This is a genomic window from Lactobacillus sp. C449L (genome assembly GCF_059900815.1).
Genome location: NZ_JBWXGA010000001.1, coordinates 471,274 through 497,044, shown reverse-complemented (window position 1 = coordinate 497,044; position 25,771 = coordinate 471,274). Strand labels below are relative to the sequence as shown.

Sequence of the window (25,771 nt, the reverse complement as noted above, 5' to 3'; positions counted from 1 at the left end):
TTTTAGTTAAACTTCACTTTGTAATTTTGACCAATTGGCGGAAAAGTTGGAAGCTGAAGAGGAGTAGTATGCCATTGGGTAAATAAGGTTGCGCATAACAGAATAAAGGGGACATCTTCGGGACGAACAATATCGCAAGTCAAAACTACCCCCATTTTTTTAACGTCTGTGTTGACGGTAGCAACTCGTTTAACGCCAGATAAAAACTTGTAACTACCTTGTTTAATACTTCCTGTAACAAGGTAGTTTAAGCGAGTAATATAAAAGAGATTGGAAACTTTAGTGTTGAGCCTTTTGACTTTAACTAATGAATGGTTAACGACGTCAATTGTATATGACGAAACGAATCCGTTACCATCAGAATACAGGCGGCCAATTTCAATTCCACAAGGGTCTTTTAAATAAAGGGTATGATTTGGATTGTCTAGATTCCCTTGGATAATAAATTGAACTTTGCCTTTTTCATTAACTACCGGTATTTGGCCATACTCTTGTTTTTGAGTTAATTCCAACAAATAGCGCATTTCCAGCACCTCTATTCTTTAGCATTTTCGCTAATAAATTTTCTTAATATATAAGCTACTCCATCCTCGTCGTTGGTTTTGGTTTGAACTTGGGCTAACTTCTTAATTAGTGGAATGGCATTACCCATTGCCACGCCAGTACCAGCATCTCTAATCATACTTTCGTCGTTAAGATTATCGCCTATAGCAGCAACTTCTTCACGCTTTATACCTTTCTTTTGGGCGTAATCAAGTAATGCTGGGCCTTTTTGCGCCTTAATGTCATTAATTTCAATGTTAGCAGGGGAACTAGAAGTAATAACAACATCGCCAAGAGCCATGATTTCTTTTTTAGCGTCAGAAAAAGCTTCAGGACCTTTAGCATCAAAGGCGATTATCTTCATGATTTCTATTTTTGGATTGCTAAAAAGTTCGTTAAAATCTTTCACATAAGTCATGCTAAGCATAGCATTGCTGCCAGCAGCAGTGGCCACAGCTTTTTTGAAAGACAAGCCGTGATTTAAAGCAACAAGTCCTCGGGCGAGATTAACAACCCGTTTACTGATATTCTTAGAATAAATTAGTTTCTCGGCGACAAGGTCATAATAAATGTGATGTCGATCTAAAATTTCAGCAATTTGCTGAGCTTTAGCACGAGGAAGCTCATGTTTGACTTGTAAATGCTCATTGGTATCAAAAACTAAAGCACCATTGATATTGATAAAACCAGTTTTTAAGCCATATTTTTGCATTGCATCTCGAGATTGCTGAGGTGTTCGTCCAGTCGCAACTAGAAACTCAATACCATTTTCTTGGGCTTGACGAATCGCTTTGGCATTTTCTTGTGATACAACCAAATTGGTGTTAAGTAATGTTCCATCAAGGTCACAGGCTACTAATTTAATCAAGGTGAAAACAAACCCCTTTCTCAAACTGTTTATTACTTTTCTTTACATATCATCTTAACATATAAGCCGAAAATGCAGATTGCTATTTTTAGTTTCTGTTGAATAACAGCTAAAGCAACCAGTAAATATCGCAGATTCTCTCCAAACTTAATTAATTTCATGATACCATAAAGGCTAGTGAAAGAGAGGGTGTCTAAATAATGAAAAAGTTAATTGGCAATGATTGGGATGAGGTCTTAGCTCCTGTATTTAAAAGTAATGAATATCATGAACTACATGAATTTTTAAAAAAAGAATATCAAACCAAACAAGTATTTCCCGACATGTATCATATTTTCACTGCCTTTAAACTAACTCCATTTGCCAAAACAAAAGTGGTTATTTTAGGACAAGACCCTTATCATAATCCTGGTCAAGCAACTGGAATGAGCTTTGCAGTGATGCCGGGAGTAAATTTACCCCCGTCTTTACAAAATATTTACAAAGAACTATATGATGATGTGGGTTGCGTGCCGGTAAATCATGGTTATTTAAAAAAATGGGCTGACCAGGGTGTGCTACTTTTAAATGCTGTTTTGACAGTTCCATATGGTCAAGCCAATGGGCATCAGGGTAAAGGCTGGGAGAAGGTCACTGATGCCGCTATTCAAGCATTGAGTGATCGAGGTAGAGTGGTTTTTATTTTATGGGGACGTTTTGCGCAAAACAAAATCGCTTTAATTGACCAAGATCGAAACTTTGTGATTAAATCAGCTCATCCTAGTCCTTTTTCTGCTGATCGCGGTTTTTTTGGTTCGAGGCCGTTTTCACGTTGTAATGAAGCGCTGAGAAATTCTGATGAAACACCAATAGATTGGCAATTGCCCCAAGAAGTTAGTCAATCTGATTTAGCTTAGGTGATAGATATGAGTATTTTTGAATTATTAAAAAATAAAGTGAAGAGTGCAAACAAGACTTATCGAGTTGTTTTTCCAGAAGGAAACGATGCCCGAATTTTAACAGCTGCGGCTAATTTGGTTAAGGACAAAGTCATTGAGCCGGTTCTGCTTGGTGATCAAAAAATGATTGCTGAACTTGCTAGTCAAGAACACTTGTCTTTAGCAGACGTTGAGGTAATTGATATTGCTAGCTATTCTCATACTGACGAAATGGCGAAATGTTTTCTTCAAGCTCGTGGAAAAGAAATTGCAAAATCAGAAATTGTCAAAACACTACAAAACCCCAATTATTTTGGCACTATGATGGTTAAAATGGGACAAGCTGACGGAATGGTATCCGGAGCTGCTCATTCGACCGCTGATACAGTACGTCCTGCTCTGCAACTAATCCATACTGCTAAAGGAATGAAACGCGTCTCTGGCAGTTTTATTATGGAACGAAATAATGAAAAATATGTGTTTGCCGACTGTGCGATTAATATTGATCCAGATGCTGAGACTTTAGCTGAAATTGCCTATCAATCTGTTACAACGGCTAGAATGATTGACATTGAACCTCGCGTGGCCTTTTTGAGTTTCTCAACTAAAGGTTCAGCTCAGGGTGAAATGGTCGAAAAAATTGTAAAAGCAAAAGAGATTTTTAAGCAAGAGCATCATGATATATTGGCTGATGGTGAATTACAGTTTGATGCGGCTTTTGTTCCAGATGTTGCAACCAAAAAAGCCCCAGACTCTGAAATTAAAGGTAGGGCAAATGTCTTTATTTTTCCAGAATTGCAATCGGGCAATATTGCGTACAAAATAACTCAGCGTTTAGGCAACTTTACTGCGATTGGGCCAATTCTACAAGGAATAGCTAAACCAGTTAATGATTTATCGCGTGGCGCAAGTAGTAAAGATGTCTATAATATGGCTATTTTAACAGCTGCGCAAGCTCTTTTAGAGGACAAAAATGATTAAATTGAAAGTGAATTCTTCTGACGAGATGAAAAAAGTTGGCGCTGCAATTGGATTAACAGCTAGACCACATGACTTGTTGCTGCTGAATGGTGATTTAGGAGCTGGCAAAACGACTTTGACGCAAGGGATCGGTCAATCCTTGGGCGTAAAGCGTCCAGTAAAAAGCCCGACTTTTACCATTGTTCGCGAATATCAGGAAGCCAAGTTACCAATTTATCACATGGACTTTTACCGTTTAGAAAATGATGATTTGTCTTCAATTGATCTCACCAGCTACTTAGCCCAGCCTGGATTGGTGGTAATTGAATGGCCTGAAATAATTAAGGCTGATCTTCCCGATGCATACCTACAGGTGGTAATTAGGAGAGTAGATGACAGTTGGGATTCAACTAAAAGAACGGTCGAATTTAGACCACAAGGTAAGCGTAGCGAATCATGGACAAATGAGATTTTAAATAAGTTGAAATAAAAAGGAACCGAACTAGTTCAGTTCCTTTTTTGATAGGATCCTTACACTTGATAAACCAAGTTTTTAAGTGCCTCATCGCCAAATTCTTTGTTTTGAGCAATAAGTATACCGGCACAAGCTTCACTGTCGCTTAATGCGTTGTGGTGGTGCCATAGTTCTACATTCAATGCATCAGAAACAGTGTCCAGCTTATGATTTGGTAAATCAGGTTCAAAGAGTTTACTTGATTGCAAAGTATCAATAACAAAGTAGTGCGGTTCCTGAATGTCATAGCGAGCTAAACTCTGGCGCATTACATTGGTATCAAAGCGGGCGTTATGGGCACAAACAAGCATTCCGGGCTGATACAAGGCCTTGATTTGAGGCCAAACTTCCGCCATTGTTGGCGCATCTTTTACGTCGTTTGCAGTAATATCGTGAACCTGAATATTGCGAGCATCAAAAGGCATTTGCGGATTGATTACAGTGTAAAAACGGTCAACAATTTTATTATTCCGCACCATTACCAGGGCAAGCGAACACGCGCTTTCAGGATGACGATTTGCGGTTTCAAAGTCCATTGCGATAAAGTTCATTTTTTCTCCTTTAAAACTTAATTTTAGTATAACATAGGATGAAGCAAGCAATTGAATGCGGTAAAATAAAAAGAAGATATAAAAAGGGAGTTTTAATTTTGGGGTTAATTGATCTAGCAAAAGATGGAATTGAAATTAAAAAGCAAGTACCGCTAAGCAAATATACGTTTACCAAAACTGGTGGACCTGCAGAATACCTAGCTTTTCCACGAAGTCAAGATGAACTTGAAAAGCTAGTCAAATATGCAGAAAGTAATGATATGCCTTTAACGGTAATTGGCAATGCTTCTAATCTAATTATTCGAGATGGTGGTATTCCGGGACTAGTTCTTATTCTTACCAAAATGAAAGCAATTAGAGTTAATGATAATATGGTAACAGCGCAAGCAGGAGCTAGAATCATTGATACTGCATTTACTGCAGCGAGGTATGGTTTAAGTGGAATGGAGTTTGCTGCAGGAATTCCTGGCAGTATTGGTGGTGCTGTTTTTATGAACGCGGGCGCGTATGGCGGGGAAGTTAGTCAGGTAACTAAGTCAGTTATGGTTCTAACGCGCAAAGGAGAATTTAAAGAGTACTCTAACAAAGAAATGGAGTTTTCTTACCGTCATTCTTTGGTTCAGGAAAATGATGCTATCGTAATTTCAGTCACTTTTAAATTGCAACATGGTCAAAAAAGTAAAATTCTTGCTGAAATGAACTACCTTAATGCTTTACGTCAATATAAGCAGCCTTTAGAGTATCCATCTTGTGGTAGTGTATTTAAGCGACCCGATGGGCATTTTGTTGGTCCGATGATTATAGCTGCTGGTTTGCAAGGAAAACAAATTGGCGGAGCTCAAGACTCGCTTAAGCATGCAGGCTTTATTGTTAATAAAGGCGGCGCAACCGCCACTGATTATCTCGATTTAATTCATTTAATTCAAAAGAAAATTAAAGAAAAATTCGGGTTAGATCTTCAAACTGAGGTTAGAATAATTGGAGAACATGCTGATTAAAATCAACAATTTCGCGGGTAAATATAGAGAGGAGAATCTATGGAGTCGAATTTTTCAAATCTATTCACTTGGAGCAATCTATCGACTATTCTTGACGTACTAATCATTTGGTTTTTGGTTTATCATTTGGTTATTTTAATTAGAGGGACAAAAGCAGTTCAGCTAGCCAAAGGAATAGTACTGATTTTTATCGTACGTATTATTGCTGGTTTTTTACAACTACATACGACAACTTGGTTAATTGATCAAATTGTTTCGTGGTCAGTTGTTGGAATTATCGTCATTTTTCAGCCTGAAATTAGACGTGGGTTGGAGCACTTAGGTCGGTTACCAATTTTTGGTGGTCGTGAAGACAGTGAACGAGATGAGTCAATCCGGTTCATTAAGGAACTTGATAAGGCGATTCAGTATATGTCTAAAAGAAGAATTGGTGCTTTAATTACCATTCAGCAGGAAACCGGTCTTGATGATTATATTGAAACTGGAATAAAGTTAAACGCACATGTTACCGGGGAGCTTTTAATAAACATCTTTATTCCGAATACACCACTGCATGATGGCGCCGTGATTATTAATAAAGATCATGAAATTGCAGTAGCAGCAGCTTATTTACCTTTATCAGATAGTAGTATGATTCCGAAGCGTCTAGGTACAAGGCACAGGGCAGCGGTTGGCATTTCGGAGGTTACGGATGCAATTACCATTGTTGTATCTGAAGAAACCGGTGGTGTTACAATTACGCGTAATGGTCGATTTTTATTAGATATGACTCGCGAAGAATATATGAAGTATCTAACCGCTGAACTTGTTCCTAAGAAGAATGAAAGCGAAACTTGGTATCAGAAGATTGTGCGCAAGATTTGGAAGTGGGGTGCTGACCGATGAGAGACTTTTGGAAAAGACCATGGTTTATTCGCCTTGTTTCGCTGCTGATTGCTGTTCTTTTGGTAATTTATGTTCATGACACACAAGGGGGTTTTTTAACCCAAGGACAGTCTGATCGAACTAGGCAATCCGCTAACAAGACGCAAACCATTAGCGTTCCCTTACAGGTTTCAGTTGATACTGATAAATATTATGTAGTTGGTTACCCGGAAAAAGTAAGTCTTACTCTCGAAGGCTCGAGTGCTTTAGTTACCTCAGCTGTTAATACCCAAAATTTTCGGGCATACATTGATTTAACCAGTAAAAAAGTTGGGAAGCATAATGTTAAAGTACGCGTAACGGGATTAAGTAAACAAATTTCTTATCTTATTAATCCACGAACTGTAAATGTTAATATCCAAAAAAGAAAATCGACCACTATGCCTATACAGATAGAGTATAATAAAAATGCGTTAGCTCCTGGATATAAATTAGGTCACACTAGTGTTTATCCTCAGCAAGTAGAAGTTACCGGAGCCCGCAGTGAAGTGGAACAAATTGATCAGATAGTTGCTAAGGTAGCGCTGCCTAATGGAATTGATCATAACTATGAACGCCAAGTTAGCTTAATTGCGCAAGATCGTAAAGGCAGACAGCTAAACGTTGTCATTGAACCAGCTACTGCTAAAGTATCAATTCCAGTTACGGTTGCAAAAAAGTCTGTAAAAATTGAATTAGAACCTAAACATGAAAAAACGAATAAAATATACTCTTTAACTGTAAAAAATGATTATGTTACTATATATGGATCCGAAGAGGATTTGGCAAAAATCAAGAAGCTAAAAGTTCCGGTGAATCTTAGTGACATCGTTTCTTCGACGACAAAGACTGTCAACCTGGATTTACCAAAAGGAGTAGTTAAGGCTAATCCAAATCAAATAGCAGTAGAAATTAAAGTTGAAAATTCAAATAATAAGACGGTAAAAAACTAAAAATGAAAGAGAAAGGTTGTTATTAAATGTTGAAATATTTTGGTACCGATGGAGTTCGTGGTGTGGCTAATCAAGACTTGTCACCAGAATTAGCGTTTAAATTAGGACGTGACGGCGGGTATGTTCTAACTCGTAATAAGGCTAAAGACGAACAGGCAAAAGTTCTTGTTTCTCGAGATACTCGTATTTCGGGTCAAATGCTTGAACTTTCTTTAATTTCTGGGTTGCTGTCAGTTGGAATTGAAGTATTAGAAGTAGGCGTAATTACTACACCTGGTCTTTCTTACTTAGTTCGTGCACAAGGTGCCGATGCCGGCGTGCAAATTTCGGCTTCACATAATCCTGTTGAAGACAACGGGATTAAGTTTTTCGGCAGTGACGGTTTAAAACTTTCCGACGAAATGGAGGAAGAAATTGAAAAACTGATTGATGCCAAAGAAGATACTTTACCGCGTCCATCTGCTGAAGGGCTGGGCTCGTTAACTGATTTCCATGAAGGCAGTGCTAAATACCTGCAGTTCATTGAAAACACGATTCCAGAAGATTTAGATGGCATTAAAGTGGTCATTGATGGTGCCAACGGTGCTGCCAGTAACCTAATTTCGCGTTTATTTGCTGATTGCGGCGTTGAATTTACTACAATTGCTACTCACCCAAACGGCTTGAATATCAATGACCATTGCGGTGCGACTCATACCAAAAAGTTGCAAGAAGAAGTGGTTAAACAAGGTGCGCAATTAGGTCTTGCATTTGATGGAGATGCTGATCGCTGTATTGCCGTTGACGAAAATGGTAAAGAAATTGATGGTGATCACATCATGTATGTCCTAGGAAGCTATATGGAAGCAGGCGGTCGTTTGAAAAACGACACTATAGTTACTACGGTAATGAGTAATCTTGGCTTTACTAAGGCACTTGAAAGACGAGGTATTAAGAATATTCGTACTCAAGTTGGTGATCGCTATGTTTCTGAAGAAATGCGAGCTCATGGTTATAATCTTGGTGGTGAACAATCTGGGCACGTTATCATGAGCGACTATCACAATACTGGTGATGGGATGCTAACTGGTTTGCAGTTAATGGTTGTGATGAAAAAAACTGGTAAGAGCCTTACTGAGTTGTTAGAAGATTTCAAGGATTACCCACAGTGTCTTGTTAATGTTCCGGTTACCGATAAAAAGAGTTGGAAAGAACATCAACCGATTCTTGATGTTATTAAAGAAGTTGAAGCTGATATGGCTGGTGATGGCCGGGTACTTGTTCGTCCTTCAGGAACCCAATCACTTTTGCGGGTGATGGCTGAAGGCCCAACTCAAGCAGAAACTGATGCCTATGTTAAACGCATTACTGATGTCGTAGAAAAAGAAATGGGCGCTTAAACTTAAAATTTCAAATTTAAAAGGAGCAGGAAAAAATTTCCGGCTCTTTTTTGTATGTACTAGTGGTTCGGCAATATAGTATATACCAATTTATAAAATAGTGTCTTGACCAATTATCAAAAATAAACTATCATTCCTAACATAACTTAAAAAATATAAAAGCCCAATAATTTAAAATAGGGCTATACCAAAAGGAGAAAAATATGTGCGGAATTGTCGGAATTATTGGTAAGCCAGCTAGAAACGTTGTATTAAGTGGACTTACAAACTTGGAGTATCGTGGTTACGATTCAGCAGGAATTTACTTAAATGATTTAAAAGGTAACGAATTTTTAACTAAGACGACTGGTCGCATTCAAAACTTGAAAGCCAAAATGACGCCTGATGAAGAAGGGCTAGTTGGAATTGGACATACTCGATGGGCAACGCATGGTAAACCAACTGAAACTAATGCTCATCCTCAGTTTGATGAAACCCAACGCTTTTACATGGTCCATAATGGAGTTATTGAAAATTACCAAGAAATTAAAGATAAATACCTAGAAAATGTGCCATTAAAGTCAGATACTGATACCGAGGTAATTGTACAACTCGTTAGTAAGTTGGCTCGAGAAGATAACATAGACGCTTTTTCAGCGCTTAAAAAAGCCCTATCACTGATTAAAGGATCATATGCAATTTTATTGGTTGATAACACTAAGCCTGACCATATTTTTGTAGCCAAAAATAAGTCTCCTTTGATGTTAGGTCTTGGAAATGGCTTTAATGTCGTTGCCTCCGATGCGCTTTCTGTATTAGATCAAACAAAAACTTTTGTGGATTTGCAAGATGGTGAAGTTGGGGACATTACCAAAACAAACTATGAACTTGAAAAAATAACTGGTCAAAAAGTTGGAGTAAAGCCCTATAAACTAGACATTGATTCGAACGCTGCTTCAAAGGGAACGTATGAATTTTACATGCTTAAAGAAATTTGTGAGCAGCCTAATGTATTGCGGCATTTAGATCAATATTACTTAGATAAAAATGGCGAACCAAAGGTGAATGAAGATATTATTGATGCACTTGCTAGGGCTGACCGTTTGTATATTTTTGCCGCAGGGACAAGCTATCATGCCGGCTTAGTGGGTAAGGCTCTTTTTGAAGAATTTACGGGTATTCCAACTGAAGTTGGCTTTGCCTCAGAAGCTGGCTATCATTTTCCAATGATGTCTAAAACGCCATTGTTCATTTTTCTTTCTCAGTCAGGTGAAACAGCAGATTCTCGAGTTGTTTTACAAGAAGCAATTAAACGCAAAATTCCAAGTTTGACCTTAACCAATGTACCTAATTCAACGCTCGCACGCGAAGCAAATTATGCGATGTCGCTTGAAGCCGGACCTGAAATTGCTGTTGCTTCAACTAAAGCGTACACGGCTCAAATTGCGGTAGAGGCAATTTTGGCAAAAGCGCTAGGTGAAAGGCTCGGTAAAAAAGCAGCGCTTGATTTCAAGTTAAGAGAAAATCTTGCTCTGGCTGCTGAAGGCGCCGAACAGGTGATTTCAGGCAAAGAAAAAATTGAACAGTTAGCAAGGCAGTATTTAATACCATCACGTAATGCTTTTTATATTGGACGCGGGATTGACTATCCGCTAGCATTAGAAGCTGCTCTCAAGCTTAAAGAGGTCTCTTACATTCAAACTGAAGGTTTTGCAGCTGCTGAGTTAAAGCATGGTACGATCTCATTAATTGAAAAAAATACGCCGGTAATTGGGTTAATTAATGATCCAGTAACCGCCGACTTAATGCGGGGCAACATCCAGGAAGTAATCTCACGGGGGGCAAGTGTTATTACAATTGCAAGCAAGACCTTAGCTACTTCGGGAGACGACATTATTTTGCCAGATATTAATTATTATCTAACTCCGTTAATCAGCGTAGTGGCAGCACAATTATTCGCTTATTATGCTTCAAAAGATAAGGGACTTGATGTTGATAAACCGCGAAATTTGGCTAAGAGTGTCACAGTTGAATAAATAGTTAAAAAATGGACATTGTTAATTTGTAAAACAGAATAGTTGTGAAAAAAGTCGTAAGTAATTACGACTTTTTGTATAATGAAGAAGATAATAAAAAGTCAGTGGAGGAATAGCATCTTGGCAATTAAATTAATCGCAGTTGATCTTGATGGTACATTGCTTTCTAGCACAAACCAAATTTTGCCCGAAACTGAAAAAGTTTTGAAGCAAGTGAATAATAATGGTATAAAAGTTGTTCTAGCAACTGGGCGTCCGCTTTCGGGGACAATGCCTTTTAATAAGCAATTAGGACTTTTAGGCAGTGAGCAGTATGACATTGTATTTAACGGAGCTGTAATTCAGAACTTAGCTGGAAAAGTCATGATGAATCAAGAAATGGATTATCGCGATTTTGCTAATATGCGGCGGCTTCAAAGACTTGCTCATGTCAATTTGCATTTTGAGACGCCAGAATGTTTTTGGACATGCGATCAAAACATTGGCATCAACTTATCGGTAAATTGTGCTATGACTAATAATGTGATTAAAGTACGCAAAGCTGAGGATATTTCTCAAGACTTTTCATTTAATAAAGCTGGTTTTAGTGAGACAGATAGTCTTGAAGAGGTTGAAAAGCTCTGGAATAATATTCCCGAATGGGTATTTGCTAAATACGATGTGGTACGCACTTTTTCGTCGAATGTTGAGGTTAATGTCAAAAATGCTTCAAAGGGTAATGCCTTAGTTGAACTTGCTGATCGCCTAAAGATTGCCCAAAGTCAGGTAATGGTTTTCGGTGATCAAGGCAATGATATTTCTATGTTTAGCAATCCTAGCTTTAAAAAAGTGGCAATGGGCAATGCCATTGAGATGATAAAAGAAAATGCCGATTATATAACAGATGACAACGATAATGATGGAATTGCCAAAGCAATAAAAAAATTTGTTCTGTAGTAAAATAAAGTTGAGTTGAATATTATGATAGAAAAAAGTAAAGAAAATAATATTTCTGAAGCTGAGTGGGAAGTTATGCGAATTGTATGGACACTTGGCAAAATCCATGCTGGCGATATCATTGAACAGCTGCAAGCTAAGAAGAACTGGTCGGAGTCGACGATTAAAACACTGATGGGACGACTTGTTAAAAAGGGCCTGTTACAGACTAGCAAAGACGGTCGACGATTTGTCTATACAGCTGCAGTTAGTCAGATCGAAATGATGATTCAGGTCACTAAAGAAATGCTAAATCGCATGTGTGATATGCATAAAGGCCAAGTACTTATCGAAATAGTCAAAGATATGCCATTGTCAAAAAGTGATATTTCTACGATTGAACAAGAACTTGCATATAAGAAAGAGCATGCTCCTGAAAAAATTGATTGCGACTGCTTAGCTTCAGGTGAACACGATTGCTAGAGCAATAGTTAATCTACTCTAAGGAGGTTAGTTTAATGAAAAAGTTTGCTAGTATTGCATTGCGATTGATTACAGCGGCAGCCACTTTTATTTCAGGTTTTTTATTACTAGAGAGTCCTGTCACAATTGAAGTTTCTAATGTTCAAAAAATGGCAAAAGTTGTAATTAATAAAAATGTTGATCAAACTAATGATTCTAACTTAATGGGCGCATTAAAGTTTGCTAAAGATTTTGGTATTGAGGATAAAGTTCTGCAGCAATTGCCGCAAAAGTACCATCGCGACTTATCGTATGTAAATATGTATGATTTGAGCGTGACTTATCAGGAAAACGGTGAATTATCGGCCAAAAATTTAAATTTGCCCGAAAAAAACCAAGTTCAGAAAGCTTTTAATTATATTGTCGTCAATAAGATAAATGAGAATCTTAAGCAAAACACTAAACAGGTCAATAATTTAACCAATATCTTTCATTATTTCCTTTTTGGAGCGGTTTTATTGTTCTTTCTAGCGATTTTATTAGTTCTATTTGGAAAGTACTGGGCATCAATTGCTTTATTGATTGCATCAGTTGGTTCGTTTGTAGTGATGCAATTTTATTTGAATCAAGTGGTGCAAAATTTGCAAACGGGACTATATCAAGGCATTTCACTATCTACTTCCATGGGTTTATGGATAGGCTTAGCAGTTGGAGTGATAGCTGCTGTGATTTGGCCGTTTATTTTAAAATTATTTAAAAGCAACAACTAAATTAATTTGATAGAAAAAGCGCAATTACTAAATATTGTAGTAACTGCGCTTTTTGTATGGAATTACAAGACATGCAAGTAACAAGTGCAAAAATGATTTATTATTAAGAAGCCTTATTAAAAATAGTAAATAAACCTTGATATATATGATAAAATTAGGATTAGTGATATTAATACTGAAATAAGGAAAAAGTAAGGAAAAAGTAATGTACTATTTTTTAAACAATCGCTTAGATGCAAATAGTTCTGGAATCGAACATGCGGAAGTGAAAAGATTAAAGCTGTTTAAGCAAAATGGTGTTCCCGCAAAGATTGTCATGTGTGAATTTAATCGATTCGCGCATAGAAACTTGTCACTGTATGGTTTAACTGATAATGACTATATAAATATGTTTGACTTCTTTGCCGGCACAGTGAACTATCCGGAAAAAAGTTCTTCTATTGATGATCTCGGTATTCCTGAAACTAGTCGAATTGAAGAAACAGAAAATGGTTATGAAGTTTTTTCTGAAAAACGTAAGACTATGACAATTAGCCTATTTTCAGATAAAAGTATTGATACTGTACGCTATTTAAATGGTGATGGCAATTGCACTAAGGAAGAAATATATGATACTCGTGGCTTTAAAAGTTTGACCCAAATTCATGATTCTGGTGATGGACACCTACAATACGAGTTATTCTTTCGTCCCGATGGTACAATATATTATGAAATTTCGTATGAACAACGACCTAATTTTTTACCTGCAACTAACATTCAATTGACCGATCTTGATGGCAAAGTCCATTCTTTAATGAATAATGGTCAAGCTTTCACTATTATGTTAGATCAACTTAATGAACTTGATGGTGATGAAAAGTCAACTTTTATTTCGGATCGAAGCAATCTTACTAATATGCCGATGATTTACATGAAAACGCCAGCTAGAAAGATTGAGCACTTTCATAATATTCATTTCCGAGATTACTGGGATCCTAATTCGCCTTTAACATATGACTCTATTTCTAACAATGACTTACTTGCAAAAACAGATTTAGTAGTTACTCCCGGTGAGCGGCAAGCTCAAGATATGATAAAACGTCTTAGAACGCAGGTACCGATTGTATCAATACCAGTTGGAATAGTTCCTGATGAGCAACTAAATGCTCAACCAGTACCAATGAATCAACGTACTCCTGGTAAGATTATTGCAATTGCGCGCCTTTTTTATGAAAAACGCTTGGATCACGCGATTAAGGCTTTTGCTCAGGTATATAAAAATAATCAAAATCTTAGCTTTGATATTTATGGTTATGGGGACAGTAATGACGGCTATAAAGAAGAAAACATGCTTAGAAAACTGGTTAAAGACCTTAATTTAGAAAATGCTGTTCACTTTATGGGCTACTCGCACGATATGGATACTGTTTATAATAACGCCGAGTTATTAGTGCTATCCTCCCGTTTCGAGGGTGCACCTCTTGCAATTGTTGAAGCTCAGTCTCACGGTGTACCGGTTTTTTCTTACGACATTAATTACGGCCCATCTGACTTAATCAGTAATGGTAAAAGTGGTTTGGTACTTCCTAGCGGACAAATTAACAAACTAGCTGAAGAAATTCAAACCTATTTTGAAAATGCTGACTTACGTGACCAGCTGAGCCAAGGTGCATATGAAAATGCCAAGCGTTTCTCAGGTGATAATGTCTGGAAATACTGGCAAAAGTATGTTATTGATGCCGAATAATATAGGAAAAGTAATGAAACCGTCTTCTTAGACGGTTTTTTATTTTCTTGAAAGCTATTGATTGCATTTCCAATTTATTTACGTTACTATGGTTAATTAGTTAGCTTGCTAACTAAAATTATGGGAGGAATTTGAATGGAAAGAAAACTAGATGCAAAGTTAATATGTTCAATTTTTGCAGCGGGATTGATGTCTTTTTCAGGCGTCTTGATTGAAACAGCGGGGAATGTAACATTTCCGGTATTGATGAACGAATTTCATGTAAATATGGCAATGGTTCAGTGGATGACAACAGGGTACCTATTAGTTGCTTCTATTGTTATGCCACTGTCAGCGTATTTAAAAAAGAATTTTAGTTCGCGTGCGCTGTTCATTACAGCATCTGCTTTATTTATTATTGGATTGCTGGTTGATGTTGTTGCAGGAAACTTTTCTCTTTTGGTCATCGGTCGAATCATTCAAGGTGCCGGAGCCGGAATTGCAATTCCGCTAATGTTTAACATTATTTTAGAAAGAACACCTTTAGACAAAATTGGTTTACTAATGGGAATCGGAACAATGATTACTGCCGTAGCTCCAGCTTTAGGACCAACTTTTGGTGGTCTGGTTGTTAATACCATGGGCTGGCGTTATATCTTCATTTATATTATTCCGGTTATGATTATTTCCTTAATTATGGGAATTTTTTCAATTACAAAGGAAACCAAAGAAATTAAGCGTACAAAATTGGATGTTGTTGGATTTCTTAGTATTTCTGTAACATTCATTGGCTTGATTATTGCTTTCAGTAACTTAGCAACAGTTATGGAGAAACCATTGACCTTTACTGTTTCGCTGATTATTGGAATTATCGGATTGATCATTTTTATCAGACATTCACTAAAAGTGGAAAATCCGCTAATTAATATTCGTGTGCTTAAGAAGACAAAGTTTACCTTAGGTATAAGTGCTTATTTTATTTTCCAGATTAATACATTAGGCTTGTCATTTATTTTGCCTAATTATGTTCAGATTGCCAACCATGCAACTGCAATGACAGCTGGTTTACTGCTTTTAACTGGTGGTATTATTGGTGCCATTGCTTCACCTATTGGTGGACGCTTACTTGATAATTATGGTCCTCGTAGACCAATTATGTCAGGAGCAGTTTTAGAATTGATTGGTGGCTTATTATTCTGCGTCTTTGCCTCTAACTTTACTTCAGTCGAAATTATTCTGTTTTACACGATTACGATGCTTGGAACAGGATTGGTTATGGGCGATACGATGACAGCGTCACTTAACGTTTTAGATGAAAAAGAAAATACTGATGGGAATGGCTTGTTCAATATGGCTCAGCAATTTGCCGGTGCTGTAAGTACATCAATTGTTTCCGCAATTATGCAATTTGTTCAACAGATGAGTACAAAATCAACGCCAGCAGGTAAACTGGTCGATGCCTCACAAGTTGGATTAATCTTTTTACTTATTTTGGTTGTTGGTGGTGTATACTTGCTTTATAAAGCAACAAAACCCGTTAACGCTAAGGAGTAACTATGAAACGACTTGGATTGGCTTTGCAACGTGTCCAAAATACTTTTAATCGGAATGTTGATCATTTTGCCAGAGAATTGGGATTAACCGGAACGCAAATGCTGATTATTGAATATTTGGCTTCGTTTTCTAAAAAAAGCCCAATTTACCAGAAAGATATTGAACATGAATTCAATATTAGAAAATCAACTGCAACTAATATATTGCACTTGATGGAGCAAAAGGGATTGATTACTAAAAAGATTGACAGCAAAGATACACGTTTAAAGGCTATCCAGTTGACCGATAAGGCGCTAAAGCTTGAGCAAAAGATAACTTCTTATTTTGTTGATTCTGAACACAGTACAGAAGAAATCTTAGGTTTAGAAACTAAAAAAGAATTGGTAGAGAACTTGTATAAGCTAGATCAAGCTCTATCCGATAAATAATAAAACACCAGTTGTTTGACAACTGGTGTTTTTTATATGGAGGTAATAAAAGCTATCTTTCGTAGTTAGGGGCTTTTTTCGTAATTTGCACATCGTGAGGGTGTGATTCACGTAGTCCCGCATTCGTAATTTTCACAAATTGAGCGTTTTCGCGTAACTGATCAATTTTAGAAGCTCCGACATAGCCCATTCCTGAACGTAAACCGCCAATAATCTGAAATATAATATCAGATACATCTCCTTTATATGCAACTCGTGCTTCCACACCTTCAGGAACTAGCTTGTTAGCCTCATTAACTCCGCCTTGAAAATAACGATCTGAAGATCCATGCGATTGGGCCATAGCGCCAACTGAACCCATACCGCGATAGGTTTTAAATTTCTTGCCATCACTTTCAAAAATATCTCCCGGTGCCTCAGTTGTACCTGAGAGCATACTACCAAGCATTACGGCATTGCCACCAGCTCCTAAAGCCTTCACAATGTCACCGGAATATTTTATACCTCCGTCAGCAATGATTGGCTTATGGTATTCGCGGGCTGCGGTTGCTGCATCGTAAATCGCTGTGATTTGGGGAACTCCAACTCCAGCAACCACTCTAGTGGTACAAATTGACCCAGGCCCAATTCCGACTTTAACTACGTCAACCCCGGCATCAAATAATGCTCGGGCAGCGTCTCCAGTGGCAATATTGCCAGCTATTAGTGTTACATTTGGAAAATGCTCTCGAATTTCCTTTATTTTGCGTAAAACGCCAGCTGAATGTCCATGTGCAGTATCAATTACAATGGCATCAGCGCCTTTTTCAAGAAGTGCCTCTGCTCGTTCAAAAGTGTCGCTTGTTACGCCAATTGCAGCTGCAACTAAGAGGTGATTTTGACCATCAACAGCGGCTTTTGAAACATCACTTGGAACAACAACGTTTTTAACATTTGCCACTTCACCAGCCTGAGCGTTGATAGACATGTTTTTATGAATAACTCCCAGTCCACCTTGTAATGCCATCGCAATTGCCATTGCTCCTTCAGTTACGGTATCCATTCCGGCACTAATTAACGGAATTTTAAGTTTTAAATTAGGAGCTAGTTCGGTGTGTAAATCTACTTCATTTGGTAATACATGGCTTTCAGCTGGAATTAGTAAAACGTCGTCAAATGTTAGTCCATCTTTAACAAATTTTGTTGTCCAATTAGACATTTAATGCACTCTCCTTACTTTGAAATGATGATGTTAAATTGACTTCACTTTACTAGTGATTTTAAGGTTGGTCAAGTGTGAATTATAATCAAATCAATAGTTAATAATGTGAATAAAAATAGCGCCTCAACTCAACAACTAATTTTGACAAGTAACTTTAGCAGCTTAAATATAGTAAACGATATAATTAGCCAATACTTAAATTATGCTTAAAAGTATGGTAAGATTATTATCGGTTCTGTTGTCTAAGTAAATAATTTAATATTAGGTATTTTGCAAGCGGTATTCGTCCGAACTTGCCTTTTTGTGCCTTGCCGAATAATGTTGTAATGAAAAAGGGTGGTTTTTAGATGGAAAGAAACATTGTCGAAGCGCACAATCTTTCTAAAGAATATACTGTTATAAATCGGGGAGATAGCTTAAAAGCAGCATTTAAAAATATTTTTAGACCAAGTAAGAAGATTGTTAAAGCAGTTGATTCTCTTGATTTTTCTATTAAAGAAGGAGAAACGGTAGGCTTTATTGGGCAAAATGGTGCCGGTAAAACAACGACAATTAAAATGTTGACCGGTACCTTGTTTCCTTCCACTGGACGCTGCAGAGTAAATGGGTTTGACCCAGCAAAGCGAGAAAATGAATTTAAAAAGTCTATTTCCGTAGTAATGGGCAATCGTTCGCAGCTTTTTCCCGATCTTACTCCTCGCGATTACCTGAAACTTTTACAATCTATGTATGAAATAAATGATCAAAAATTCAACCAAACCGTCGATGATTTAGCAAATATGCTGAACGTAGCTGATAAGCTGGATACTCAAACGAGAAAATTATCATTAGGCGAAAGAATGAAAATTGAGTTTTTAGCTGGCGTAGCAACTAAGCCAAAAGTTTTGTTTCTAGATGAACCAACAATTGGATTAGACTTATTAGCTAAGCGTGATATTAGAAAATTCTTGGTTCGACTAAATAAAGAAGAAAAACTGACCATTTTTCTTACTTCACATGATATGGAAGATATCGCTGCTATCTGCGATTATTTAATAATTGCAAATCAAGGAAAAATAATGTGGAAAGGAGAAAAAAAGGAATTACTAAAAAGATTTAGTAAAAGTAAATATATTAGTTTTGTAAAATCAGAAAGTTTTAATATTAAAGATATTCCTGCGAAGATAATTGATCAAGACGATTTAGCCATAACAATTAAAGTCCCAGCAGAAGATGTTAATCAAACCGTTTCAGCATTAGCTGAAAAAGAACTTGGATCAGAGTTCAAGATTAGTGATTTGAAACTTGAAGATACAATTTTAGAGTTGTTTGAGGAAGGAAAAAAGCATGGTTAGAAAGTACTTTTCCCTGATTAAGATCACTCTTAAATCAATGCTTGCTAATAAAAGTAGTATAATCATACTACTTCTTCAGGCTTTAATTCCCAGCATTGTAATGTTTTATTTGTGGTCACTTATATTGAATAAGGGGCAAACTATTGGTGGATTTAACAAAACTCAATTAATCGTTTATTACATTGGAGTTAATTTTATTAATTCTTTTGTTTGGTATGCCGTTGATTGGGAATTGAACGATGATATTCACTCGGGCGAGTTATCCAATATTATCCATCGGCCAATATCAATTCAAATGTATTACTTTTCTAAAATGCTAGGAGACAGGTTTGCAAACCTAATCTTACTGTTGCCCCTTATTATACTGGGTGGAATTTATATAGTTGCTAATGATTTATTACAGATTTCACTTGCAGTACTTGTTGAGTTTGTCGTCAGCTTAATTTTAGCTGCAATTATTTGGTTTTTATTCTCATATATAGTAGGGAGTGTTGCGTATTGGTTCGACAACCTTTTCTTTGTTTTGTTGGTCAAAGAAGTAGTAGTCAATTTGCTAGCCGGCTATTATTTTCCTCTGGAAGTGCTTCCAGAACCTTTGGAAAAAGTGCTGAAATGTCTTCCTTTTCAATATTTCAGTTCTTTTCCAATTGATACTCTCGTAAAAGGAACTACTCATACAATGTGGCTGTTTAATACGGTTATCGAACTAATTTGGATTGCCGTCTTTTATTTGATGCTCTTGTTTGTAAATAAAAAGGGTCTTCAGAGATATTCTGATGTGATGGGATAACCATGAAAAATAAACTTAAGTTAGTCAAGTCTTTAATTAAAATATCTTTTTTGGAAAGCGTCAGTTTTCAGCTAGACACACTATTTGGCATATTATCCTCTATATTATGGTTAGGAATTCCAATCGTATTTTTTAGAGTTATTTACTTAAATGTAGATACAATTGGTGGCTGGTCATTCGATGAATGTCTTTTATTGGTGGGCGTGTATACAATGCTTGATGGGATCTTAATGGCTTTTTTAGTCAGAACAATGCCAATGCTGGAAAAGGACATTCGTGAAGGAACACTTGATTCAATACTCTTAAAACCTGTGAATACGAAATTGTTTTACTTTTTCAGATCAGTTGAATTTACTCAATTTGTTAATGCTATTTTAGGATTAATAGTTGTTATATACGCCTGCCGCAACTACTCAATCGCTTTCTCTCAAATCGGCTTTTTTCTTCTCTCTTGTGTTTTGGGCTGCATACTATATTATTCGTTGTGGTATCTTTGGACAATTTCTGCTTTTTGGTTTCCAACTAATTTTGGACGAACAGATTTGTTTTTAAGTATGATACAAATGAGTAGGTACCCGTCAACGATTTTTCGTGGAATAGGAAATGTAATCTTCAATTTCATCCTGCCACTAGGGTTAATTGCTTCGCCGGCGACAATTATTTTGTTGCATCCAAATCGTTTGGGTATTTTATTGACACAAGTTATAGTAGCAATCATCTTTATCTTTTTAGATACTTTTGTTTGGAATTTAGGCATTAAAAAATATGATGGAGCAGGTAGATAAGCACCCTGAAAAATACTAATTATTCTATACAGAAATTGCAAAAAATGCGTCAAAATCCTTGCAAGCTAAATATAAAGTCCGTAGAATTATGGCTTGCAGTTTAAAATTACAAGCCTAAAGTTGTAATTATCGATATAAAAACTGCCACCTTTTCATTTAATATATATACTTGAAAAGGCAAAATATTTTTCAGACTTGGACCACTTTAAATAGCTATTTAATAATAAAGCTTGTTGAGTTATTAGGGATAGATTTACAGTTTATATTCTTGCAAGCTGAAAATGTCCAAGTTTGAATTAAATAAAAGCTCTCGTGTAGTCGAAGAGTAGATATGAAAGGAAATACCCTTGATTTTAATCAAAAGGGTATTTTTTTGTTAAAAAAAGCATTTAAGTTTACATTTGTAAACTTAAAGTGTATATTAAATATAGTTTACAAATGTAGACATAAATTCAAGGGCAAAAGGAGAAATAATCATGACTAAACTGACTGTTTTAATTGCAGGTATTGTACTGATAGCATTTATTGCTTGGTGGTTTTTTGGTAAGCACAACGTTCAGGCTGAACAATCTACTGTTGAGGCTAATAAACAAATGGTTAACATTGAAGTTAAAGGTGGTTATTCCCCAGAGAAGGTCGTTTTGAAAAAAGGTGTTCCAGCAGTTCTAAACTTTAAACGGGATGATTCTTCAACGTGCCTTGATCATGTGATTTTTTCAGATTTTGGTATTAATCAAAAACTGCCAAAAGGTGAAGTTGAACAAGTTAAAATTGACACTAATAAACCGGGTGAATATGACTGGTCATGTAGTATGAACATGTTCCACGGTAAAGTAATTGTTAAGTAACTGAACAAGGAAATACTGAATATGAAAATAACTACGCGCTTTTGGATATCTTTGGTGTTTTCTTTACCGATGTTACTGGAAATGATAATCCATCCTTTTACGGGCTGGATGCTTCCAGGCGGTTCATGGACAATGTTAGTTTTTACAACGATTATCATGCTAGTTTCCGCGGGGCCATTTGTTACGAGTGCCTGGTCAGCTTTTCTTAAACATCACTCCAATATGGACACGCTGGTTGCACTAGGAACATTAACAACATACCTATATAGTGTGTATGCAATGTTTACTGGGAAACCAGTTTTTTTTGAAACAGCAGCTTTTGTCATTACCTTTGTCCTTTTAGGACAGGTTTTAGAAGAAAGAATGCGCCATAATACCTCAAGTGCAATTAGTAAGCTAATTAATCTTGGGGCCAAGAACGCTTTAGTTAAGCGGGGAAAAGAGTTTGTTAAAGTACCAGTTGATCAAGTAATTAAAGGCGATTTGGTTCAGGTTTTACCTGGCCAGAAAATTCCAGTTGACGGAAAAGTTATTTCTGGGACTTCAACAATCGATGAGTCGATGGTTACTGGAGAAAGTATGCCCGCCAAAAAGCACTCGGGAGATCAGGTAATTGGTGCCACGATTAATCAAAATGGTTCTCTGATTTTCGAAGCAGAAAAAGTGGGTAGTGACACTATGTTGTCGCAGATTGTTAAGATTGTTAAACAAGCTCAAAATAGCCATGCTCCAATTCAAAAACTAACTGATAAGGTTGCTAATATTTTTGTACCGACAGTGTTAATTATTGCGGTAGTAACGTTCATCGTTTGGTTTGTTTTCCTTAACAAAAGTGTACCGACTGCTTTAAATTTTGCTGTAGCGGTAATGGTTATTGCATGTCCTTGCGCCCTTGGCCTTGCTACTCCAACTGCACTGATGGTTGGAACGGGCTTAGGTGCCAAACTGGGCATTTTAATTAAAAACGGTGAAATTTTAGAGGCTGCTGACGATTTAGATACAATTGTTTTCGATAAAACCGGAACAATTACCATGGGAAAACCTCAAGTAACCAATATAATTGGTGATGAAGCTAAAATATTGCAAATAGCAGCAAGCTTAGAAAGACACTCTGAGCATCCACTTGCACCAGCAATTTTAAATGCTGCTAAAAAGGCTAAAGTGTCTGAAAATAAAGTTAGCGATTTTAAGATCATCGAAGGGCAAGGAATTACCGGTAAGCTAATAGGGCAAGACGTTTTTGTAGGTAGTCCAAATTATACTAAATTTACTAATGAATCCGAATTTTCTAGTCAGATAACTGAATTGCAGAATGAAGCTAAAACAGTCGTGTTAGTGGCTTTAGCCGAAAAAATTATCGGACTAATTGCTATTCAGGACGCACCTAAGCAAAATGCAAAATTAGCAATTAGTGAATTAAAAAAGCAGGGATTACAAACGGTGATGCTAACTGGAGATAATACTTCAGTTGCTACTTCAATTGCTAAGCAAGTAGGAATTGATCGAGTAATTGCCGAAGTTTTACCAATTGACAAAGCTGAAGAAATTAAAAAACTGCAATTGCAACAAAAAGTAGCCTTTGTTGGTGACGGTATCAATGATGCCCCAGCCTTAACCCAAGCTGATGTTGGTATTGCAATGGGATCAGGAACTGATGTTGCAATAGAAGCTGGAGGAATTGTTTTAATTAAAAATGATTTAGAAGATGTGGTTCGTGCGCTTAAGTTAAGTAAAAAAACATTCAAACGAATTAAGCTTAATCTTTTTTGGGCGTTTATCTATAATGTTCTAGGTATTCCAGTTGCGGCTGGATTGTTTTCCGGATTTGGCTTAACGCTAAGTCCAGAATTTGCTGGTTTGGCAATGGCTTTTAGCTCGTTGTCAGTGGTAATTAGTTCAGTTCTATTAGGAAAAGTAAAAATTTAGTCATGAAAAAAGGGTAGCCGAATTAACGGCTATCCTTTTAATTTTTGCTTTAAAACTGTGTGAACTTAATATCGGTGTTTTCCTTTGAGCAAAACTGGTTTAATTTGCATCAGATAAGCAATCACTCCAACTATAAACCAGATTATTGAAACAATTGCCCCACTTAATAAATCGCTTGTTCCACTTTTGATATATGTAACCGGACCTGCAAATGGAAAGAGCATTGCAAAAACCCTTAGCCAATGCGGATAGGCCGTGATGACAACAAGAATTCCAGAAACAATTTGCATTAAAGCGCTAAAAATGTTCTGTAAAAAGTATGGGTCATTCATTTGCCAGGAAATTGCCCAAGCGCTAAAGCCAAGAATGATACCATACAGACACAGTAAAGGCAATAATACTAGTGCTCGGCCAATTATTTCAAAAGGAGCGCCAAGAATGAAGGCTAAAAATAGATTGATGAATGCTAGCGTGGCACCAATAATTAATGAAACTAGACATTTACTCAACCAGTACCGAATACTATATGGTCTTTTGGCAATTAATTCAAAATCAACGCGTAAATCAGAATCACCAATCATTAGCTGACTCATTGTTTGCATTGCCAAATTGGCTGCGTCGATAGCAATTGAAGCAATAGCGATTCCCCAGCTAAAGCTACCAACATATTGCATGTCGATTAAAACCAACAACATCATATCGATTAGCGGAGTAAGGAAAAAGTAGACGATTTTTGTGCGCCAATTATCTAAAAAAGGTAGTGATGAAAATTGTGTCGTAAACATTATATTATCTTCAGAGCTCCTTTCTTTCTGACTAAGTAATTAATTTTTCTGACCACAATTATAATCAAAAGAATCCAAAAACTAAGACTGCAAAGATATGCCAGCCAGTTAAAAGAAGCTTGTCTGGTTAATGTTGCAATTGGAGCCGTGATTGGGATAAACCATTGTGAAATTCTAGTTAGTGGGCGTAAAATAGTTTCATTGCCAAATAAACCTGCCAAAAGCAAGATAGGCGTGCCAATTAGAACTTCATAAATCATTGAATTTCTAGAAAGTGTCAAGAACGAAGCAATTAGAATACCCATTATTGAGCAGCCAATCCACAATAAAATGATTAAGAAAACTATTGCAAAAGTGACTTTTCCAGTGGCTACACCAAGAATTTTTGCCATGAAAAACGAAATCGGAAATGAACATAGCCCGTAGCTTGAAGCAGGCAACAGCAAGGTTATTAGGGATGCCCGTTCATCATACTGACTGTTTAGTAAATAGGGTAAAGTTCCCTTATAACTTTCAAAACTAATGCATCCTGCCACTGTAGTACAAGATGTCCAAGTACCAAAGACGCCGCTTTGAAGCCATAGCAGCGAATTATTTAAATCTTTTGCAGCATACGCGATGGTGTATTGCACTAAAAATATCGAAATTGTACTGGTAATGGTTAGCCAGACAAAGTATTGGTCTGATAAATAGTCCCGAACATGAAAGAGAAATAGCCGTATAAAACGCATGGTTAATTCCTCCTCAGTTTTGGAGCTAATGCCAAGTAGGAGTCTTCTAAATTTGTTAGTTGACTGCCAGTTTCGGTATTTGCCAATTCGACTACACCAGCCACTGTACCAGTATAAAAAACTCTACCAGCGCCTAAAATAACTACGCGATCGGCTAGTTTTTCTACCTCGGACATCGTGTGACTAGTCAGTAAAATACTGATGCCAGAATTAGCTAAATTTCTGATTGTGTCTTGAACACTTTTGGCAATTTCAATGTCCAAACCACTTGTTGGTTCGTCTAGTAGTAATAAGTTGGGATTTCCAAGTAAAGCACGAGCAATATGGAGTCTTTGGATCATACCCTTTGAAAATTCGCCCGTCTTTTTATTAGCGACATTGCCCAGTTCGACTATGCCGAGAACGCGCGCAACTTCATCTTTTTGTTTACGATAGGGAACTTTTGCCAAATCGGCAAAAAACAGTAAGTTCTGTTTGGCGGTTGCATTACGGTAAAAGCCCATTTCACCACCAAAAGAAACTCCGATACTTGGTCTTTTATTTGTGGTAGTGATATCTTGTCCGTTCATCACGACATTTCCAGAAGTTGGAATTAAATAGCCACCAATTATTGAAACTGTAGTTGTTTTTCCAGCACCGTTTGGTCCTAGAAGTGACAAAATTTCACCTTTATTTATTGTGAAAGAAACATCATTTAAGGCAGTAAAATCTTTGCCATGATCCTGATAAGTTTCTTTTAAATGTTTAACTGTTAAAATATTATTCAAAATTTTTCTCCAAAATTAATTGTAAATTCTTTATCACTAAAAAAGGAAGGAGTGACTTTTTAAGTTTTACAGGTTAATTTGAAGATCTTTTGATGTTCGACATTAAATCTATTGTTTGAATTATATCATATTTTTGTCATCTTTATTGTTATAATTACTAAATAATGTA

The 25,771-nt window shown here is 36.7% G+C and carries 26 protein-coding genes; 19 read left to right on the top strand and 7 right to left on the bottom strand.

The window, feature by feature from the left end; translation table 11 throughout:
• Positions 1-2: 2 nt before the first annotated feature.
• Together AC2JF9_RS02380 and AC2JF9_RS02375 are read right to left on the bottom strand one after the other, a co-directional pair.
• Positions 3-524: an LURP-one-related/scramblase family protein gene (locus tag AC2JF9_RS02380; RefSeq protein ID WP_500725148.1), complete on the bottom strand. Its 522-nt coding sequence runs from the start codon at positions 522-524 to the stop codon at positions 3-5.
• An 11-nt stretch (positions 525-535) separates the two neighbouring features.
• Complete coding sequence (locus AC2JF9_RS02375; protein ID WP_500725146.1) at positions 536-1,411, bottom strand: Cof-type HAD-IIB family hydrolase; 876 nt, start codon at positions 1,409-1,411, stop codon at positions 536-538.
• Positions 1,412-1,611: 200 nt separating this feature from the next.
• Between AC2JF9_RS02375 and AC2JF9_RS02370 the strand changes: the two genes are divergently transcribed.
• From AC2JF9_RS02370 to tsaE, 3 genes are read left to right on the top strand one after another with little or no spacing between them, the layout of a single operon-like run.
• Positions 1,612-2,307 carry a uracil-DNA glycosylase gene (locus AC2JF9_RS02370; RefSeq protein ID WP_500725144.1) on the top strand — a complete coding sequence of 232 codons (696 nt, stop codon included), beginning with the start codon at positions 1,612-1,614 and terminating at the stop codon, positions 2,305-2,307.
• 9 nt (positions 2,308-2,316) lie between these two features.
• Positions 2,317-3,309, top strand: a complete 993-nt coding sequence (gene pta / locus AC2JF9_RS02365) for a phosphate acetyltransferase (RefSeq protein ID WP_500725142.1) — start codon at positions 2,317-2,319, stop codon at positions 3,307-3,309.
• A complete protein-coding gene (tsaE, locus tag AC2JF9_RS02360) occupies positions 3,302-3,778 on the top strand; it encodes a tRNA (adenosine(37)-N6)-threonylcarbamoyltransferase complex ATPase subunit type 1 TsaE (RefSeq protein WP_500725141.1) in 477 nt (158 codons plus the stop codon). The genes pta and tsaE overlap by 8 nt, the downstream gene beginning before the upstream one ends.
• Positions 3,779-3,819: 41 nt before the next feature.
• Here the strand turns inward: tsaE and AC2JF9_RS02355 are convergent, their stop codons facing one another.
• Positions 3,820-4,353, bottom strand: coding sequence for a 3'-5' exonuclease (locus tag AC2JF9_RS02355; protein WP_500725140.1), 534 nt, complete (start codon positions 4,351-4,353; stop codon positions 3,820-3,822).
• 98 nt (positions 4,354-4,451) lie between these two features.
• Between AC2JF9_RS02355 and murB the strand changes: the two genes are divergently transcribed.
• The 11 genes from murB to AC2JF9_RS02300 all read left to right on the top strand — a co-directional run bounded on the left by murB (position 4,452) and on the right by AC2JF9_RS02300 (position 16,435).
• On the top strand, positions 4,452-5,351 hold the full coding sequence (gene murB, locus AC2JF9_RS02350) for a UDP-N-acetylmuramate dehydrogenase (protein WP_500725387.1): 900 nt from the start codon (positions 4,452-4,454) through the stop codon (positions 5,349-5,351).
• Positions 5,352-5,390: 39 nt separating this feature from the next.
• Positions 5,391-6,236 carry a diadenylate cyclase CdaA gene (gene cdaA, locus AC2JF9_RS02345; protein ID WP_500725139.1) on the top strand — a complete coding sequence of 282 codons (846 nt, stop codon included), beginning with the start codon at positions 5,391-5,393 and terminating at the stop codon, positions 6,234-6,236.
• The gene (locus AC2JF9_RS02340) at positions 6,233-7,207 is read left to right on the top strand and encodes a CdaR family protein (protein ID WP_500725138.1); all 975 of its coding nucleotides are present in this window, start codon (positions 6,233-6,235) and stop codon (positions 7,205-7,207) included. Before cdaA ends, AC2JF9_RS02340 begins: the two co-directional genes overlap by 4 nt.
• A 26-nt stretch (positions 7,208-7,233) precedes the next feature.
• On the top strand, positions 7,234-8,586 hold the full coding sequence (gene glmM, locus AC2JF9_RS02335) for a phosphoglucosamine mutase (RefSeq protein WP_500725136.1): 1,353 nt from the start codon (positions 7,234-7,236) through the stop codon (positions 8,584-8,586).
• 203 nt (positions 8,587-8,789) lie between these two features.
• The gene (gene glmS / locus AC2JF9_RS02330; protein ID WP_500725135.1) at positions 8,790-10,601 is read left to right on the top strand and encodes a glutamine--fructose-6-phosphate transaminase (isomerizing); all 1,812 of its coding nucleotides are present in this window, start codon (positions 8,790-8,792) and stop codon (positions 10,599-10,601) included.
• 120 nt (positions 10,602-10,721) lie between these two features.
• Positions 10,722-11,537, top strand: coding sequence for a Cof-type HAD-IIB family hydrolase (locus AC2JF9_RS02325; RefSeq protein WP_500725134.1), 816 nt, complete (start codon positions 10,722-10,724; stop codon positions 11,535-11,537).
• Between the two features lie 24 nt (positions 11,538-11,561).
• A complete protein-coding gene (locus tag AC2JF9_RS02320; protein ID WP_500725132.1) occupies positions 11,562-11,999 on the top strand; it encodes a CopY/TcrY family copper transport repressor in 438 nt (145 codons plus the stop codon).
• Between the two features lie 35 nt (positions 12,000-12,034).
• Positions 12,035-12,748, top strand: coding sequence for a hypothetical protein (locus tag AC2JF9_RS02315; RefSeq protein WP_500725131.1), 714 nt, complete (start codon positions 12,035-12,037; stop codon positions 12,746-12,748).
• Between the two features lie 205 nt (positions 12,749-12,953).
• On the top strand, positions 12,954-14,474 hold the full coding sequence (locus AC2JF9_RS02310) for a glycosyltransferase (RefSeq protein ID WP_500725129.1): 1,521 nt from the start codon (positions 12,954-12,956) through the stop codon (positions 14,472-14,474).
• A 135-nt stretch (positions 14,475-14,609) separates the two neighbouring features.
• On the top strand, positions 14,610-16,007 hold the full coding sequence (locus AC2JF9_RS02305) for a DHA2 family efflux MFS transporter permease subunit (protein WP_500725127.1): 1,398 nt from the start codon (positions 14,610-14,612) through the stop codon (positions 16,005-16,007).
• 2 nt (positions 16,008-16,009) lie between these two features.
• Positions 16,010-16,435 carry a MarR family winged helix-turn-helix transcriptional regulator gene (locus tag AC2JF9_RS02300; RefSeq protein WP_500725126.1) on the top strand — a complete coding sequence of 142 codons (426 nt, stop codon included), beginning with the start codon at positions 16,010-16,012 and terminating at the stop codon, positions 16,433-16,435.
• Between the two features lie 52 nt (positions 16,436-16,487).
• On the opposite strand, the gene guaB is transcribed toward AC2JF9_RS02300, so the two are convergent.
• Positions 16,488-17,633 (bottom strand): IMP dehydrogenase, encoded by a 1,146-nt coding sequence (gene guaB / locus AC2JF9_RS02295; RefSeq protein WP_500725125.1) that lies wholly within the window; start codon positions 17,631-17,633, stop codon positions 16,488-16,490.
• A 350-nt stretch (positions 17,634-17,983) separates the two neighbouring features.
• Between guaB and AC2JF9_RS02290 the strand changes: the two genes are divergently transcribed.
• The 5 genes from AC2JF9_RS02290 (at position 17,984) to AC2JF9_RS02270 (ending at position 23,319) form a co-directional block, all read left to right on the top strand.
• A complete protein-coding gene (locus tag AC2JF9_RS02290; RefSeq protein WP_500725124.1) occupies positions 17,984-18,970 on the top strand; it encodes an ABC transporter ATP-binding protein in 987 nt (328 codons plus the stop codon).
• On the top strand, positions 18,963-19,760 hold the full coding sequence (locus tag AC2JF9_RS02285) for an ABC transporter permease (protein WP_500725123.1): 798 nt from the start codon (positions 18,963-18,965) through the stop codon (positions 19,758-19,760). Before AC2JF9_RS02290 ends, AC2JF9_RS02285 begins: the two co-directional genes overlap by 8 nt.
• A 2-nt stretch (positions 19,761-19,762) precedes the next feature.
• The gene (locus AC2JF9_RS02280) at positions 19,763-20,545 is read left to right on the top strand and encodes an ABC transporter permease (protein ID WP_500725122.1); all 783 of its coding nucleotides are present in this window, start codon (positions 19,763-19,765) and stop codon (positions 20,543-20,545) included.
• A 476-nt stretch (positions 20,546-21,021) separates the two neighbouring features.
• Entirely contained in the window at positions 21,022-21,393 is a 372-nt protein-coding gene (locus tag AC2JF9_RS02275) for a cupredoxin domain-containing protein (protein WP_500725120.1), read from the top strand.
• Between the two features lie 21 nt (positions 21,394-21,414).
• Positions 21,415-23,319, top strand: a complete 1,905-nt coding sequence (locus AC2JF9_RS02270) for a copper-translocating P-type ATPase (protein WP_500725119.1) — start codon at positions 21,415-21,417, stop codon at positions 23,317-23,319.
• A gap of 65 nt (positions 23,320-23,384) precedes the next feature.
• Here AC2JF9_RS02270 and AC2JF9_RS02265 read toward each other — a convergent pair whose 3' ends face one another.
• Genes AC2JF9_RS02265 through AC2JF9_RS02255 form a run of 3 tightly spaced genes read right to left on the bottom strand, consistent with a single transcriptional unit; the run spans position 23,385 to position 25,602 of the window.
• Positions 23,385-24,104 carry an ABC transporter permease gene (locus AC2JF9_RS02265; protein WP_500725117.1) on the bottom strand — a complete coding sequence of 240 codons (720 nt, stop codon included), beginning with the start codon at positions 24,102-24,104 and terminating at the stop codon, positions 23,385-23,387.
• Entirely contained in the window at positions 24,104-24,835 is a 732-nt protein-coding gene (locus AC2JF9_RS02260; protein WP_500725115.1) for a multidrug ABC transporter permease, read from the bottom strand. Before AC2JF9_RS02260 ends, AC2JF9_RS02265 begins: the two co-directional genes overlap by 1 nt.
• A 2-nt stretch (positions 24,836-24,837) precedes the next feature.
• On the bottom strand, positions 24,838-25,602 hold the full coding sequence (locus AC2JF9_RS02255) for an ABC transporter ATP-binding protein (protein ID WP_500725114.1): 765 nt from the start codon (positions 25,600-25,602) through the stop codon (positions 24,838-24,840).
• Positions 25,603-25,771 lie beyond the last annotated feature (169 nt).